This is a genomic window from Azospirillum canadense (assembly GCF_025961225.1).
Classification (GTDB): domain Bacteria; phylum Pseudomonadota; class Alphaproteobacteria; order Azospirillales; family Azospirillaceae; genus Azospirillum; species Azospirillum canadense.
In genome coordinates this window covers 223,939-238,291 of the sequence record NZ_JAOQNG010000003.1, presented here as the reverse complement: position 1 = coordinate 238,291, position 14,353 = coordinate 223,939, and the positions used below count along the sequence as shown (strand labels likewise).

The 14,353-nt window shown below is 66.3% G+C and carries 14 protein-coding genes and 2 pseudogenes; 10 read left to right on the top strand and 6 right to left on the bottom strand.

The window, feature by feature from the left end; translation table 11 throughout:
- Positions 1–279: 279 nt before the first annotated feature.
- Positions 280–942 carry a DUF6766 family protein gene (locus tag M2351_RS19145; RefSeq protein ID WP_264657691.1) on the bottom strand — a complete coding sequence of 221 codons (663 nt, stop codon included), beginning with the start codon at positions 940–942 and terminating at the stop codon, positions 280–282.
- 513 nt (positions 943–1,455) lie between these two features.
- Here M2351_RS19145 and M2351_RS19140 point away from each other — a divergent pair.
- Positions 1,456–2,952: pseudogene (locus M2351_RS19140) on the top strand (IS1182 family transposase); the annotation flags it as partial.
- Between the two features lie 222 nt (positions 2,953–3,174).
- Here the strand turns inward: M2351_RS19140 and M2351_RS19135 are convergent.
- On the bottom strand, positions 3,175–3,888 hold the full coding sequence (locus M2351_RS19135) for a GntR family transcriptional regulator (RefSeq protein WP_264657690.1): 714 nt from the start codon (positions 3,886–3,888) through the stop codon (positions 3,175–3,177).
- Positions 3,889–4,113: 225 nt separating this feature from the next.
- On the opposite strand from M2351_RS19135, the gene M2351_RS19130 reads away from it, so the two are divergent.
- The 7 genes from M2351_RS19130 to M2351_RS19100 all read left to right on the top strand — a co-directional run bounded on the left by M2351_RS19130 (position 4,114) and on the right by M2351_RS19100 (position 10,858).
- Entirely contained in the window at positions 4,114–4,896 is a 783-nt protein-coding gene (locus tag M2351_RS19130; protein WP_264657689.1) for a citryl-CoA lyase, read from the top strand.
- 16 nt (positions 4,897–4,912) lie between these two features.
- Positions 4,913–6,247, top strand: a complete 1,335-nt coding sequence (locus tag M2351_RS19125) for a phenylacetate--CoA ligase family protein (protein ID WP_264657688.1) — start codon at positions 4,913–4,915, stop codon at positions 6,245–6,247.
- A 24-nt stretch (positions 6,248–6,271) separates the two neighbouring features.
- On the top strand, positions 6,272–7,153 hold the full coding sequence (locus M2351_RS19120) for a branched-chain amino acid ABC transporter permease (RefSeq protein ID WP_264657687.1): 882 nt from the start codon (positions 6,272–6,274) through the stop codon (positions 7,151–7,153).
- Positions 7,150–8,121, top strand: coding sequence for a branched-chain amino acid ABC transporter permease (locus M2351_RS19115; RefSeq protein ID WP_264657686.1), 972 nt, complete (start codon positions 7,150–7,152; stop codon positions 8,119–8,121). The genes M2351_RS19120 and M2351_RS19115 overlap by 4 nt, the downstream gene beginning before the upstream one ends.
- An 11-nt stretch (positions 8,122–8,132) precedes the next feature.
- Positions 8,133–8,876 carry an ABC transporter ATP-binding protein gene (locus M2351_RS19110; protein WP_264658087.1) on the top strand — a complete coding sequence of 248 codons (744 nt, stop codon included), beginning with the start codon at positions 8,133–8,135 and terminating at the stop codon, positions 8,874–8,876.
- The gene (locus M2351_RS19105) at positions 8,873–9,595 is read left to right on the top strand and encodes an ABC transporter ATP-binding protein (protein ID WP_264657685.1); all 723 of its coding nucleotides are present in this window, start codon (positions 8,873–8,875) and stop codon (positions 9,593–9,595) included. Before M2351_RS19110 ends, M2351_RS19105 begins: the two co-directional genes overlap by 4 nt.
- Before the next feature lie 81 nt (positions 9,596–9,676).
- On the top strand, positions 9,677–10,858 hold the full coding sequence (locus M2351_RS19100) for an ABC transporter substrate-binding protein (RefSeq protein WP_264657684.1): 1,182 nt from the start codon (positions 9,677–9,679) through the stop codon (positions 10,856–10,858).
- 295 nt (positions 10,859–11,153) lie between these two features.
- Here M2351_RS19100 and M2351_RS19095 read toward each other — a convergent pair whose 3' ends face one another.
- From M2351_RS19095 to M2351_RS19085, 3 genes and pseudogenes are all read right to left on the bottom strand, one after another.
- Complete coding sequence (locus M2351_RS19095) at positions 11,154–11,540, bottom strand: transposase (protein ID WP_264658086.1); 387 nt, start codon at positions 11,538–11,540, stop codon at positions 11,154–11,156.
- A 36-nt stretch (positions 11,541–11,576) separates the two neighbouring features.
- A complete protein-coding gene (locus M2351_RS19090; RefSeq protein WP_264657683.1) occupies positions 11,577–11,786 on the bottom strand; it encodes a hypothetical protein in 210 nt (69 codons plus the stop codon).
- A 251-nt stretch (positions 11,787–12,037) separates the two neighbouring features.
- A pseudogene (locus tag M2351_RS19085) lies at positions 12,038–12,166 on the bottom strand (ATP-binding protein); the annotation flags it as partial.
- A 17-nt stretch (positions 12,167–12,183) separates the two neighbouring features.
- Between M2351_RS19085 and M2351_RS19080 the strand changes: the two are divergent.
- On the top strand, positions 12,184–12,666 hold the full coding sequence (locus M2351_RS19080; protein WP_264657682.1) for a hypothetical protein: 483 nt from the start codon (positions 12,184–12,186) through the stop codon (positions 12,664–12,666).
- A complete protein-coding gene (locus tag M2351_RS19075; protein ID WP_264657681.1) occupies positions 12,660–14,135 on the top strand; it encodes a recombinase family protein in 1,476 nt (491 codons plus the stop codon). The genes M2351_RS19080 and M2351_RS19075 overlap by 7 nt, the downstream gene beginning before the upstream one ends.
- Before the next feature lie 3 nt (positions 14,136–14,138).
- Here M2351_RS19075 and M2351_RS19070 read toward each other — a convergent pair whose 3' ends face one another.
- Complete coding sequence (locus M2351_RS19070) at positions 14,139–14,294, bottom strand: hypothetical protein (RefSeq protein ID WP_406567407.1); 156 nt, start codon at positions 14,292–14,294, stop codon at positions 14,139–14,141.
- Positions 14,295–14,353 lie beyond the last annotated feature (59 nt).

Here is a 14,353-nt window from a genome sequence, read left to right as displayed (position 1 = left end):
TCCTTGACGACGATCTCGACGCCGAGTTGGCGCACAAATCCTTCGGGGCCCATCGGCCAGAAAGATGGCCGCTGGGTTTGCCCAGCGGCCTGAAAGTCTAGGGAGGAAACGCCCAAGAGCGTTAACGAGCCAAACGTAATGCTGCGCCGCACAACAAGCAACGCCCGGCTGACCGTGGTGCGATATGCACTATTCGCATGGAACACAAATCAATGACGACCTTTCGGGCGCCGCTCGCTCAGCAATTGGGCGGTTTGTGCAAAGCGTACGCGAAAGCGGTCAATGGCCAGTCTTGGCGTGCGGTGCGGCGACCGGCTTGGACTCCGGCGACCCGCGCTCGCGCAGATAAATGCCCAAGACCATGAGTACGCCCATGGACAGGAACTCGCTTTGCCAGTTCTGGAAGCTCTCGTACCAGAACTCCGGGTCGACGAGGGTTTCGCTCATGGTCTTCGTGGGCTGCTGATGCCACAACGCCTCCTCGTTGGAGCGCCGCGTGCTGCCCGCCAGATGCAGCCAAAACGACAGAACGAATAGCGTCAGCAGGGCGAGGCTGAGCGAATGCGAGTAGAGCCGGAGCAGCAAGCCGCCGCGGTGGACCGGCCAGGGCGCGTCGGGATCGCCGTGCTTCGCCTCCGGCGTCTCGTCCTCAGGGTTGGCTTCGTCCGGCTTTTTGGACTCCGACGAGCCCTTCTGGATCAGGATGACGGTCAGCAGAACGTAGACCGACATCTGGAGAAACTCGCTCTCCCAGTTCTCGAAGGTTGCCGACAGGAAATGGCCAGTGGTCAGGTAGTCGAGCAAGCCGACCGGCGGCAGGCCATGAATACCAAGGTCCGCCACAAGTGCTCGCCACCCGGTCAAAACTTGGCCGACGACCGAGACGAAGAACAGGGCGAACAGTGTGATCGACAGCCCATTGTCCCGTAGAAACCGGCGCATTCGTCCCGACCTCACGTTCAGCAATGCTCCAGATTTAGAACGCTGCGCAAGCACACTTGTTTCAAGCTCAGTGCCCAAGCCAAGCTGTCCGGGCGGTGAGTTCCAAAGTCTTCCGCGAGACGGGCTGTTGCACGGATGGGGCTGATGCCGTAGGCCATGGCTCCGCCTCCGTTCAGGTTCCTGGCCGAGCCCTACAAAGCGAACGCTGCCCGCCGTCACCACATCACACGACCGAAGCGGCGCGTGACCAATTGATACCGTTGGCGAACTTGGCAGCGTCGGTCCGCCGTTCCTGAGCCGATCGAACCTCTGCTCCGGCTGTTAGGGGAGGTGATGCCGTTGGGGAGAACTGCCATGTCACTGCCAAAACAGCGCATTGAGTCTATTCCGGCGGAGACGGCCCGGGTGGCCCGCGCGGCGTTTCCCAAGGGCACTCTTTGCATGCGCTTACGGGATGAGTTTGGCCCAATCTTCCAAGATACGCTGTTCAGCACCCTATAGTCGCACACCGGCCAGCCGGCCGTCTCGCCATGGCGCCTGGCCCTCATCTGCGTTCTGCAGTTTGCTGAGGGGCTGTCTGACCGCCAAGCCGCGGAGGCCGTGCGCAGCCGGATTGACTGGAAATACGCCTTGGCTCTTGAGTTGACCGACCCGGGCTTCGACTTTTCCGTCCTGTGTGAGTTTCGCGCCCGCTTGGTTGCGGATCATGGTGAGCATTTGGTGTTTGACGCGCTTGTCCGACGGCTCATCGAATGTGGTCTGTTGAAGCCGCATGGCCGGTACCGGACGGATTCCACCGATGTCTTGGCGGCGGTACGGACCATCAACCGCTTGGAAGGCGTCGGCGAGATGCTCCGAGCAGCGCTCAACGATTTGGCCACTGTGGCCCCGGCATGGCTGCGCACGCAGGTCCGGGAAGACTGGAGCGACCGCTACAGTCGGCGCGTGGAGGATCATCGCCTTCCCAAAACCGAAGCCGCTCGGCGCACCTTAGCCGAGCAAATTGGCAGCGATGGGCATCAGCTGCTCGCCGCTCTTTATGAGCCGACAACGCCGCCGTGGCTGCGAGAGCGCCCAGCCGTCCAGTGCCTGCGCCAATACTGGGTTCAGCAGTTCTACGTGGCCGACGACAAGGTGACGTGGCGGACACCGGCTGATCTGCCGCCAGCGGGCCTGCGCGCGCACACGCCTTATGATCCAGATTCGCGCTACGCCAACCGGCGGACGACCGGCTGGCACGGCGACAAGGTTCACCTGACGGAAACGTGTGATGAGGGCGCTCCTCATTTCATCACCCACGTGGTGACGACGTCAGCAACGGTCCCGGACCTGAGTATGACCGTGCCGATCCACGAGGCGCTCGCAACTCGGGGCCTCCTGCCGCATCGCCATTATCTGGATGCGGGGTATATCGATGCCGGCATTCGGGTCTGCTCGACACGGGATTTCCACGTCGCGCCCGTCAGTCCGGTTCGGCCCAACAGCAACTGGCAAAGCAAAGTGCCGGGCGGCTACACCATTGATGCCTTCACCATTGACTGGGAGAACCGCAAGGTGCGCTGCCCGCAAGGGCAGCTCAATACGACCTGGAAACCCGGCAAAGACATGCAGGGAAACGACGTTCTTGAAATTACCTTTGGCCATGCGATCTGCCGACGCTGCCCAAGCCGGGCTCTGTGTACTCATGCGCCCTCGGCGTCGCGCCGCATCACGGTACGCCCGCAGCCCGAACACGAGGCCACCCAGAAGGCGCGCCGCGAGCAGCAAAACGAGGGCTGGCAGGCCGACTACGCGCGGCGCGCGGGCATCGAAGGTACCCTTTCGCAGGGGACCCGAGCCTTTGAACTCCGAAAATGCCGCTACTTTGGTTTGGCAAAGATCTCTCTCCAGGAAGTCCTTGCGGCCACGGCCATGAACTTGGTCCGGGCCTACGCTTGGCTTTCCGACCAGCCACTTGCAAAAACGCGCCGCTCACGCTTCGCAACCGTGTGTAGCCCCGCTGTGACCTGAGCCACCGGGTTCGCCAACAGTGTCAGTTCTCAACACGATAACGGGCGCGCGGGATCTTGTGACGACGGCTCTCGTTGGCCTTGTAGGGCATCCGGCTCTCGGCTTCAGCGGGACGCCTCTATATCGACTGAGCCGGCGGGCCGCCAGAGCTCACCTGCCTTTTTTGCACCAATGTCCAGTCTTTACCCTTCAGTTCAGCCTCGATGAAGGACGAGAGGGTCGTCATGGGCTGAACACACGGTTCGGCATGGCCTCGGCGACCCCAAGCGCTCGCTGAAGGTGCGCCGTCACACGCTCTTCCGCCGCCTTGCCGTCGCCCGCGAGAATGGCACGCGCGATGGCTCGATGCTCGGCGAGCGACGCGGCGATGTTTTCGGATTTCAGCGAGCTGATGAGCTGGGACATGAGCACCGGCAACCGAAGCTGACGCGTGAGCTTCATCAGCTGTTCATTTCCGCTGGCGGCCACGATGGCGTCGTGGAAACGATGGTTCTCGTCGATGTAGTCGAGGCTGGCAACGCGCGGGGCGTCGTTCCAGATCGGTTCGATGTCCGTCTCGAACCGCGCCCGGACCGCCGGGTCGGTCATGGCCTCCGCGGCGAGGCGGGCAGCGAGCATCTCCAAGCTTTGGCGTATCTGGAACAACTCTGTCATTTCGCGCAGGGTCAACCGTCGGACCAGCGCGCCCCGGTGGGGTACGATCTCGATTAGGCCTTCCGCCGACAACCTCCGGAACGCCTCGCGCAGCGGCCCGCGGCTGACGCGGAGATCACGGGTGAGGTCCGCCTCGATCAGCCGTTGGCCCGGCGCGTAGCGGCCCTGAAGCATGCCGGACCGCAGGTGATCGACAACGTAATCGACCGTCCCGCCGTGGGCAGGGATCGTCGGACGTCCGTCGGAATCAGGCATGGCCATTCTGTTTTCGGTGAGCGCCATGATCAATGGTCATAGCAGGCCGCGAATTGTTTGACGACCCAACTATAGGGCGTTATTGTCCTACAATCGACTGCCAAAAAGAACGGCTCGACGCAGCGACGAGGAAAGGTCCCACGGCCCCGCAAAGGCGGCTGCCGCCGCTGTCGCCACGGCTCCGCGCGCCGTTGAAGCGCCCGAGCGGGCCGACTCGTTCCCTGCGCAACTCAGGTTGAGGGGAGGAGCGTGATGTTGATCGGAAAGCCGGGTCCGGCGGTCAGCGGGATCTGCACCTCGGAAGCGCACCGGATCGAGGTTCGCGGCAAGGATCTCGTTGATGAGATCATGGGCCAATACGGATTCACGGATTTCTTTTTCTTTCTCATAACCGGCAGGAAGCCCACCGACGAGCAGCGCTATTTCCTCGACCTGCTTCTCGTCGCGATCACGGAACATGGCCTGACCCCCACGGCGCAGGCCGCGCGCATGACGCTGGCGGCGGCGCCCGACTGCCTGCAGGGGGCCGTCGCCGCGGGCATCCTGGGCTGTGGCACGGTCGTGCTGGGCACCGCCGAACTCTGCGCCAAGGTGCTTGCCGACGCCGCGGCCCGCACCGCCGCCGGCGAGGATGCCGACGCGGTGGTCGGCGACATCGCAGCCGCCATTCGAGGGCAGGGCGGCAAGATGCCCGGCTTCGGCCATCCCATCCACCATCCCGACGATCCGCGGGCGGAGCGCATCATGGCGCTGGCGCGGGAGCGCGGGGTGGCGGGACGCCATGTCGACCTGCTCGACCGGTTCCGCACCGCCGTGAACGCGGCGTGGGGCAAAGCGCTGCCGTTGAACGTGTCCGGTCCCATTGCCGCGGTGCTGATGGATCTCGACTTCCCGCCCGCCATGATCAAGGCCATCCCGATCCTGGCGCGCACCGCGGGCATCTTGGGCCACCTCGCCGAGGAGCAGCGGCGCCCCATCGGCTTCCTCCTGGCGCACCACGCCGAGGCTGCCATCACCTACGACCCCGCCGGTTGAAGGAGGTGTCCCCGTGATGTTCGAACCGGAAATCGAAACGCGCCCTTGGGCGGAGCAGCGGGAGCAGGACGACGCGCTGTACCGGGAGCAAATCCGCTACCTCTTCGCCAAGTCGCGCTTCTTCCGCGATAAGCTGACAGCCGCCGGCTTCACCACGCCGGAGGCGGTGGGCGGGCTGGACGACATCAGTGCCCTGCCTCTGACGGAGAAGGACGAACTGCGCAGAAGCCGCAGCGAGGCGGACCCCATCGGCACGCATCTGGCAGCCCCGATGGAGGAGGTCGTGCGCATCTTCTCCACCAGTGGTACGACGGGCATTCCCAGCTACATCCCGCTGACCGCGGGCGATCTGGACAACTGGGTCCGCACCTCCTGCCGCAGCTACGCGGCCTCTGGGGTGTCGCCTGGCCAGCGCATCGTCACCACCTACAACGCCGGCCCCTTCGTGGCGGGTGCGGCGCTCGACGCCTTTCCTAGGCTGGGCCTGTGCCACATCCCCGTCGGCACCGGCAACACCGAGCGGCTGCTGGCGGCGATCAAACTCCTGAAGCCCCAGGCCCTGGCCTGCACGCCGTCCTACGCACTGCACCTCGCCGAGATCGGGCGGGACCGCGGGCTCGATCTGCGCGGCAGCAGCATCGAGCGCATCATGGTCGCCGGCGAACCGGGCGGCGGCGAGCCCGCCATGCGCACCAAGCTGCAGGAGGCCTGGAACGCCCGGGTCACCGAGGCCATGGGGATCGGCGACATCTCCGTCTCTCTCTGGGGCGAATGCGAGCACCAGCAGGGCATGCATTTCTCCGGGCGCGGCTTCGTCCATTTCGAGCTGATCGACCCCGAAACCGGTGCGCCGGTTCCCGTCGCCGACGGGGCGAAGGGCGAGCTGGTGCTCACCCATCTGCGGCACCGGGGCGCGCCCCTGCTGCGCTTTCGCACCCGCGACCATGCCGTAATCTGGACCGAGCCCTGCGCCTGTGGCCGCACGTCGCCGCGCGTCCGCTGCATCGGACGGACCGACGACATGCTGATTGTGCGTGGCGTCAACGTCTTCCCCTCCGCCGTGCGCGAGGTGGTCAACCGCTTCGCACCGGCGGTCAGCGGCGTCATCTCCATCCGACCAAGTGCCAAGGGGGTGAAGCAGGCGCCGCCCCTGAAGGTGGTCGTGGAACTGGCCGAGGGCGCGGCGCCCTCCGACGACCTGCGTGAACGGATCGAGCGGGATATGCGCGCGACCCTGGTGGTGAGCACGGCGGTCCAGCTCGTCCCCGCCGGCACGCTGCCGCGCAGCGAATACAAGTCGAAGCTGCTGGACTTCTCGGAAGCCACATCGGACGCCAACGGCGACGCGTGAGCGTCCCTTCGCAGGAAGGCGGGCATGACCATCGCCTCAGTGAGCCAAGCCGTTCTCCTGTCCCTCACCATCGCGGGGCTCTATGCGGCGGTGGCCGCAGGACTGACGCTGACGGTTGGGGTGACCCGCATCATCAACTTCGCGCATGGCGAATTCGTCATGCTCGGCGCCTTCTTGACCTATTGGCTGCACACGCGCTACGCCTTATCCCCCTGGCTTGGCATGGCAGCCTCGGGCGTGGCGCTCGGGCTGTTCTCGATGCTGGTCTACCGCGTGTTCCTGGCCCGCGTTCTGAAGCAGGACGAGCACAACCAGCTGCTCGCCACGCTCGGCCTGTCGATCTTGCTGCTGAACATCGCCGTCATCCTGTGGTCGCCCGACCCGCGGGTCATGCAGGCTCCGGCCCTGCTGCCCTCGCTGCGCCTGGGAGACGTGTCCATTCCGGGCAACAACTTCGCAGTCGCGCTGGTCGGTCTGACGCTGTTCCTGGTGATGCTGTGGATCAAGACCCACACCCGCTACGGCACGCAGATGCGCTTCGCCAGCGACGATCCCGAGCTTGCGCTACACGCCGGCATCAACGTCGACCGCGTTTTCGAGCTGTCCTTCGTCATCGGCGGGGCGGCGGCCGGGGTGTCGGGCGGGCTGGTCGCGCTGGTGCTGTATGTGCAGCCAACGGTCGGAGTGGACTTGGTCATCCGCGCCTTCGCCATCATCGCGTTGGGCGGGCTCGGCAACATTCCGGGCGCGCTGGTCGGGGCGGCCATCCTCGCCTTGGCGGAGGGACTGACGAGCACCTTCGTGCCGCAAGGCGGAAGCTGGGGCTTCGGGGTTGCCTTCCTGTTGCTGCTGCTCGTCCTTATCGTCCGGCCCAGCGGCCTGTTCGGCAAGCAGGTGCAGACATGAACGCGGCACGGCTTCTCAACCGGCTCGGCTTCTACGCGGCGGTCGCGGCGCCCTTCGTCGTGGTGGCGGTCGCGGAGCATCCCTTCTTTGTGCAGATCGCCATCGGCGTTGCCGTGTCAGCCATCCTGGCACTCGCCTGGGATATCCTGTCCCGCACCGGCCAAGTGTCGCTGGGGCACGCGGCTTTCTTCGGCATGGGCGGCTACGGCTCGGCGCTGTTGACGCCGGTGTTCGGGCCCGTGTTGGGATGGGCCGCGGGCATCCTCCTGTGCGGCGCCGTCGCGGTGCTGCTGGGCGCGGTGACGCTGCGTCTGCGCCGGCTCTACTTCACCATCGCCACCCTGTCGTTCAGCCTGTCCATCCAGGTCTTCATCCTGGTGACGCCGGACCTGACCGGCGGATCGACGGGCATCATGCCGCCGGTCATCGCAGGCGGCTCGCCGCCCCACCAGCTTCTCTTCATCACCGCCTGTCTGGTCGTGGCGGCCACGGTCAGCGATATCTTCCTCGGCCCGCGGTTCCGGCCGGCCTTCTTCATGATCCGCAACAACCCCCACCTCGCCGCGGCCTCGGGCGTACCGGTCACCCGGTTGAAAATCCTGGCCTTCGCCGTGTCGGGCATGGTCGCCGGGCTGGCCGGGGCCTGCTACGCCGGGCTTTACGGCTACGTCATCCCTGAGGACGTCTTCACCACCAACTGGAACGTCCTGCCGCTGGCGGTGACCATCCTCGGCGGCATGGACACGACGCTGGGGCCGATCATCGGCGCCGTGGCGCTGCGCGCGCTGGAGGAGGTGGCGCGCCATTTCGTCGGCGGCGTCGGGTACCAGGTCGTCTATGGCGCGGTGATCATCCTTTTCATCGTCGGCATGCCGGTGGGGCTGGTCGGCTTCGCGAGGGGCCTCGTCCGGCGGCGCCGCAAGCCCGCGGCCGAGGCGGACACCGTCAAGGCGAGGCTCGCGTCATGAGCGGGGCCGTGATGGATGAGATTGTGATGGATGGTCTGCGCATCGACGGCTGCACCGTCGCCTTTGGGGGTCTGCGGGCCATCGACAACGTCACGCTCGACATTCCCGGCGGGACGATCACCGCGCTGATCGGGCCGAACGGGTCGGGCAAGAGCACCTTCGTGAACATGGTCTCGGGCCAGATTCCGCCCGTGGCGGGGCGCGTCGTGCTGAAGGGGCAACCGATCACCGGCCTGCGGCCGGACCGCATCGTGCACCGCGGCCTCGCCCGGACCTACCAAGTCCCGAAGGTGCCGAAGGAGCTGACGATTCAGGAGGTCATCTCCGTCCCGCTGCTCTACGCCCGCTCTGACCGGCCCCTGCCGTCCGGAGTGCGTAGCGCGGCGGACCTGGCGCACTACTGCGGCCTGCGTCCGGCGGTCACCACCCGCTGTGGCCAGCTGTCCGTCTCCGACCTGCGGCGGCTGGAGATCGCGCGGGCGCTGGCCTGCCGCCCAGAGGTCCTGCTGCTCGACGAGTCCATGGCCGGCTTGAGCCTGGAGGACACCGACCAGGTGATCGGGCTGGTGCGCGAGATCCACGTCTTGGGCGTCACGGTCGTGGTGATCGAGCACGTCATGCGCATCATCGCGCGGCTGTGCCAGCACGCCATCGTGCTCAACCAGGGGCGCCTGCTGGCCGAGGGTGCGCCGCAACGCGTCCTGACCGACCCCGACGTCCGCGAGGCCTATCTGGGAAAGGGATTCACGCTGTGAACAGGGTCCAGGTCCGCATCGAAAAGGCCGGCTACGGCGACCTGATGGTGGTTCCGCACCTGGAGTTCGCGGTGTCGGGCGGGGAACTTCTCGTCCTGCTCGGCCCCAACGGGGCGGGCAAGACGACGTCGCTGCGCGCGCTGGTGGGCACTGTGGACGTCAGCCGGCGCACGCTCCGCCTCGACGACCGCGACCTGTCGCGCCTGTCCACCTGGCAATTGGCGCACGCCGGCGTCGCCTTTGTCCCCGACGGCGCCCGCTGCTTCGCCAACGCCACCGTGGAGGAGAACCTGCGCGGCGCCTTCGAGGCGTTGCGGCCCCGCGGCGCCCAGGGAGAACGCCGACGGCTGCTCGACACCGTGTTCAACCTCTTTCCGATCCTGCACCAGCGCCAGGGCCAGCTCGCCGGTTCCATGAGCGGCGGGCAGCGCCAGATGCTGGCCATCGCGCGGGCGCTGATGATCGAGCCCAAGCTGCTGATCCTCGACGAGCCCTCCGCCGGTCTGGCGCCGAAGCTGGTGGAAGAGCTGTTCGAGGCGCTCGGCCGCATCAAGGACTCCGCCGGCTGCGCCATCTTGATGGCGGAGCAGAATTTCGCCGCGGCCATGGGGATCGCGGACAGCTGCCTTGTGCTCGACGAAGGGCACGTGGCGCTGGCCGGCCCCGCCGCGGAGATACGCCACAACGAACGACTGAGGGTCGCCTACCTGGGCCTGTGAAACGCGTCAAAACGCCGTGCCGACCGCATCAACGCACAAAAATCAGGGGAGGAAAAAGCCATGGGAGGATTTTTCAGACACATGTCGGGCCGGCGCATCCTGGCGACGGCCGCGCTCGCGTGGTCGGTGACCGTGGCGCCGGTCGGTGCGCAGCAGGGGCCGATCAAGATCGGCGTGCCGCTGCCGCTGACCGGCGCGCTGGCGGGTGGCGGCAACCAGATCCTCTGGGGCATCCAGTACGCGGCGGAGGAGGTGAACGAGAACGGCGGCCTGTTCGGCCGGAAAATCGAGCTGGTCACCGAGGACACCAAGGGCGAGCCGAACACCTCGGCCACAGTCGCCGCGAAGCTCGCCACCCAGGACAAGGTCGACGCCTTCGTGGGTGGCTTCGGCAGCACCTCCGACTTCGCGCTGCTGAGCGCGCTCCAGCGCTACGAGCCGATCTTCGTCCACGCGGGCTCCTCCTCCGTGCGGCTAGAAGAAACCTTTGGCAAGAACGACTGGTACTATCACGTCTACATCTGGGACTATCACCGACAGAAGGCGGCTGTAAACTTCTTCAAGAGCATCCCCGCCGTGAAGACTCTGGCCATCGCCTATGAGGACAAGCTGTACGGCACCGATGGCTCCAAGTTCACCCAGCAATACGCCAAGGAAGCGGGCATCGAGGTGGTGATGAACGAGCCGTTTCGCGCCGGGACGCCCGACTTCTCGCCCATCCTGAACCGGGCGAAGGGGCTGAATCCCGACGTTCTGTTCATCATCGGTTATTCCGGCGACAACATCCAAATCGCCCGGCAGGCCGAACAACTCGGCGCCCAGCCGAAGTTGCTGGTCACGCAGGGTGCCGGCGAGAAGCGGTCCGACTTCGGCCCAGCCGGCGACAACGTCGTGGTCATCGACCTGTGGTCGGCCAAGCAGTCCACCCCCGGCTTGGCGGACTGGGTGAAGACGGCCGAGGCGAAACGGGGCGGCGAGGTCGTATCAAGCGCTGTTCAGGGCTATGTGGCCATGAAGACGCTAACGGACGCCGCGAAGGCCGCGGGCTCGTGGGATCGGTCCAAGATCCTCGCCAATCTCGGGTCGATGACCTTCGACACGCCTTATGGCAAGGTGGCCTACGCGGCGGCGGAAATGGGCGGCAAGCACCAACTGATCACCGACAAGAGTATGATCGCGGTGCAGTACAAGCCGGACAGCGGCCAGGAGGTCGTGTGGCCCAGCGACAAGGCCACCGGCAAGATCACCTATCCGGCCAAATAGGCATCCGGGCAGACAGGGAAGGGTATTGTCATGTGTGGACGACCGCTGCGGCGCAAGGGAAAAGAGATCTGGCTTGGCGAAAAGGTCGGGTGCGGTCATGTGTCCGGCCTCGAAGAATGCGGTGCTGATGACCGCGGGCCATGATGAACTCCGCGGGATTGGGTCCCGATCAACTTGCCGCGCTCGAGGCGCATGACAGTCCATGGGTCTTCCCGATCCCCGGCTTGAACCGTCTCGCCATCCCCTCCCTCAGCACCCTCACACAGCTGGGTCCCTACTCGCGACGCCGCCGGCCTCACGCGGCGACGGGAACAGGGGGCGTTTTACGGGAGACGTCGCCCCGGTTCAGGACGGCCCAGGTGATGCGGGCCATCTTGTTGGCCAGGGCAATGCTGACGAGCCGGGCCGGTTTGCGGGCGAACCGGCGCTTCAGCCACTCTCCCTCTCCGGGCGCTTTGCTGCGAGCATACCGGATGCTCGTAGTCGCTCCCATGACCAGAAGGTGGCGGATGGAGCGGTCGCCCGCCTTGGTGATGCCGCCGAGCCGATCCTTGCCGCCACTGGAGTTCTGTCGGGGGACCAAGCCCAGCCAAGCGGCGCGATGGCGCCCGGTCTTGAAGGCCGACGGATCGCTGATAGTGGCCGCGAGCATCGAGGCGGTGATCGGGCCGATGCCGGGAATGGTAGCGCGGTTGCGGCTCGCCTCAGTGGTGCGATGCTACGCCATGATCGCCGCCTCCAGAGCCGCGATCCGGCGGTTGCTCGTCTCGATATGCTCGGCCACGTCCAGCAGGGCCGCGCGCGCCAGAGCGGGGATCGGCAGATCCTCCAGCTGGGCAATCAACTCGGCCAGGTTCCGCGGGCCCTGTGCCGCCACGATGCAGATTCCGATGAAGCCGGCCGGGTATTCCGATTTGAAGGCGGCCACCGTTCCGAAATGAAGCCGGCCAGGGTTCCGAAGGAAAGCGGCCGGGGTGGCGTGTCCCCGCGAGGCGTTTTTCGTGTCGCATGATCATGGCGTCGGGTCAAGCCGCCATGATCATGTCGAGGTGGAGAGCGTCCCTGGAATCCACAGGAGGGCCCCGGGCAAGCCGGCCGCGAGCGCGCTCTATCACGCTGGTGAGCGGCCGGCTTGCCCGGGAGGTGCCTGTGGAGCTCCAGGGACGCCCGGCGGTCTCGTCACTCTCCTTCGGCCAGGGCTGGCGGGCGTCGCGGTTTGCGCAATGAGTCGCCCGTGAGGTCGATGCGGTAGGCGTTGTGAAGAATGCGGTCCAGGATCGCGTCTCCGAGAGTTGGGTCCCCGATCACCCCAGACCGCCTCCATCATGGAGCTGGTGATCACTGACGTCGTGATCACCAGCCGGCGACATTCCCTTTACGGCCAACGGCTTCAAGTCGCCCCGGAGGCATCCAGCCGCGGTCCGGACTGGCTGACGGTTTTTCTGCCCGATGGTCGGCGCCGGCATGTGCATCGGGCGGCCACCGACCTCATTTCGGATACGGACGGGGGCACGTCACGCGAGCCGTGCGAGGCGCGCATTTCTGCGCGCACGCTGCTGCCGTTAGCGGATTGCCTACGCGCGCTGTTGAAGGTTTCCAAAGGGGATGCCGCCGATGAGCAGCATCGCGTCGACGCCGCGGATCAGCCTTCATGCCCAGCCGCCACCGGTGGTCTTGGGGACCGCCCCGGCGTTGTGGACGGCGTTGCCAATGGACGTGCGGCGAAGGATTGTGGCGGCCTATGCCGCCATGTTGGTTCGGATGCGCGCGCCGCATCCGCGATCCGTCCCGGAGACCCACCGTGCTGACCGCGCCGCTTCCCGGTGAGGACCGGATCACCACGGCGCACCGCGCCAAGCTGGCCTTCATCTATGTGCGCCAGTCGTCAATCGGTCAGGTGCGCCTGCATCAGGAGAGCACCGAACTGCAATACCGCCTTGCCGACCGCGCCCGCGCGCTGGGCTGGCCGCGGGAGCGGGTACAGGTCATCGACGAGGATCTTGGGTGTTCCGGTGCTACCAGCGACGGTCGACAAGGGTTCCAGCGGCTGATTGCCGAGATCGGGTTGGGCCACGCCGGCCTTGTGCTCAGCCTGGATGCCTCCCGTTTGGCGCGGAACAACCGCGATTGGTACCAGCTCGTGGAACTGTGCGGGCTCTTCGGCGTGCTGATCGCCGATGGGGAACGGCTGTTCGACCCGGCAGCCTATCACGACCGGCTGCTGCTAGGGCTGTCGGGCATCATGAGCGAGGCGGAGTTGCACCAGATCAAGGTCCGCCTTCATCAGGGCGAACGCCAGAAGGCGGCCCGCGGCAAATTGCGTCAGCCGTTGCCCGGCGGGCTGGCGGAGGACAGCGGCGGAGCCATCATCCTCAATCCCGACGAAGAGGTTCAAGCCCGCATCCACCTGGTGTTTCGCCTGTTCCGCGACCTGGGCAGCGCCCACGCCGTCGTACGGGCGTTGCGCCAGGCCGGCCTGTCGGTGCCGGTCCGCCCGTTGCGGGGGCCCGCTCCGCACGCTGTGGTGTGGCAGCCGGCCGACAGCAGCCGGGTGCTCAGCATCCTGAAAAATCCGGGGTATGCCGGTGCCTACGTCTATGGCCGGCATTTCCAGGATCGCGGCCATCGGCGGTCCGGTTCGGCGCGCAGCGGAACGGTGACGCGCCCTTTGGCGGACTGGCCGGTGTGTCTGCTGGACGCTCACCCCGGCTACATCGGTTGGGAGGAGTTCATGGCCAATCAGAAACGGCTGTCGGACAACGTCAACCGCTACGAGGCCAACCACCGCGGTGTGCCCCGCAAGGGCATGGCCCTGTTGCAGGGCATCGCTGTGTGTGGGCGCAGCGGTCGCCGGATGACCCTGGGGTACTCCGGGCCCCATGGCGAGTATCCGGTGTACCGATGTCATGCCGACAAGGCTCAACGCGGCGATCCGGGCTGCCAGGAAGTCCGCGCGCTCGCCGTCGATGTCGAAGTGGAGCGCCTGATCCTGGAGGCGCTCGCCCCCGACCGGGTGGCCCTGGCGATCGCCGCCTTGAACACCCTGGAGGAGGAAGCCCGCCTGCTCGAGCGGCAATGGGCGCTCCGGCGCGAGCGGGCCCGGTACGAGGCCGAGCGCGCCCGCCGGCAATACGACGCGGTCGAGCCGGAAAACCGATTGGTTGCCCGCTCCCTGGAGCGCGCCTGGGAGGAGCGCCTGCGTGCCGCCGAGCAGGTCGAGGAAGACTACGACCGTTGGCGGCGGGAGCAGCCATTGCCTCTGAGAGCTTGTTCGTAGCTGTCATGCTTTGACGGTCTCGGCAGCGAGCCGTTTGAGGCGGCGTGAGAGGATCGAGACGAAGGCGATCTCGATGAAGGCGACGAGGTGCTCCTTCGTCCGCTCGACGACCGTGTTCAACCGGCGATAGAGGGCGAGCCATCCGAAAGAGCGTTCCACCGCCCAGCAAATTCCGGCCGGAATGAAGGTCCCGTTCCGACCGCGGGCGACCGGTTTGA

Excerpts from the sequence above, each read along its gene's own strand:
- M2351_RS19110 (WP_264658087.1), top strand. The coding sequence starts at position 8,133 with ATGGATGAGATTGTGATGGATGGTCTGCGCATCGACGGCTGCACCGTC.
- M2351_RS19100 (WP_264657684.1), top strand. The coding sequence starts at position 9,677 with ATGTCGGGCCGGCGCATCCTGGCGACGGCCGCGCTCGCGTGGTCGGTG.
- M2351_RS19145 (WP_264657691.1), bottom strand. The coding sequence starts at position 942 with ATGCGCCGGTTTCTACGGGACAATGGGCTGTCGATCACACTGTTCGCC.
- M2351_RS19135 (WP_264657690.1), bottom strand. The coding sequence starts at position 3,888 with ATGGCGCTCACCGAAAACAGAATGGCCATGCCTGATTCCGACGGACGT.
- M2351_RS19080 (WP_264657682.1), top strand. The coding sequence starts at position 12,184 with ATGGAGCTGGTGATCACTGACGTCGTGATCACCAGCCGGCGACATTCC.
- M2351_RS19125 (WP_264657688.1), top strand. The coding sequence starts at position 4,913 with ATGTTCGAACCGGAAATCGAAACGCGCCCTTGGGCGGAGCAGCGGGAG.
- M2351_RS19120 (WP_264657687.1), top strand. The coding sequence starts at position 6,272 with ATGACCATCGCCTCAGTGAGCCAAGCCGTTCTCCTGTCCCTCACCATC.
- M2351_RS19115 (WP_264657686.1), top strand. The coding sequence starts at position 7,150 with ATGAACGCGGCACGGCTTCTCAACCGGCTCGGCTTCTACGCGGCGGTC.
- M2351_RS19130 (WP_264657689.1), top strand. The coding sequence starts at position 4,114 with ATGTTGATCGGAAAGCCGGGTCCGGCGGTCAGCGGGATCTGCACCTCG.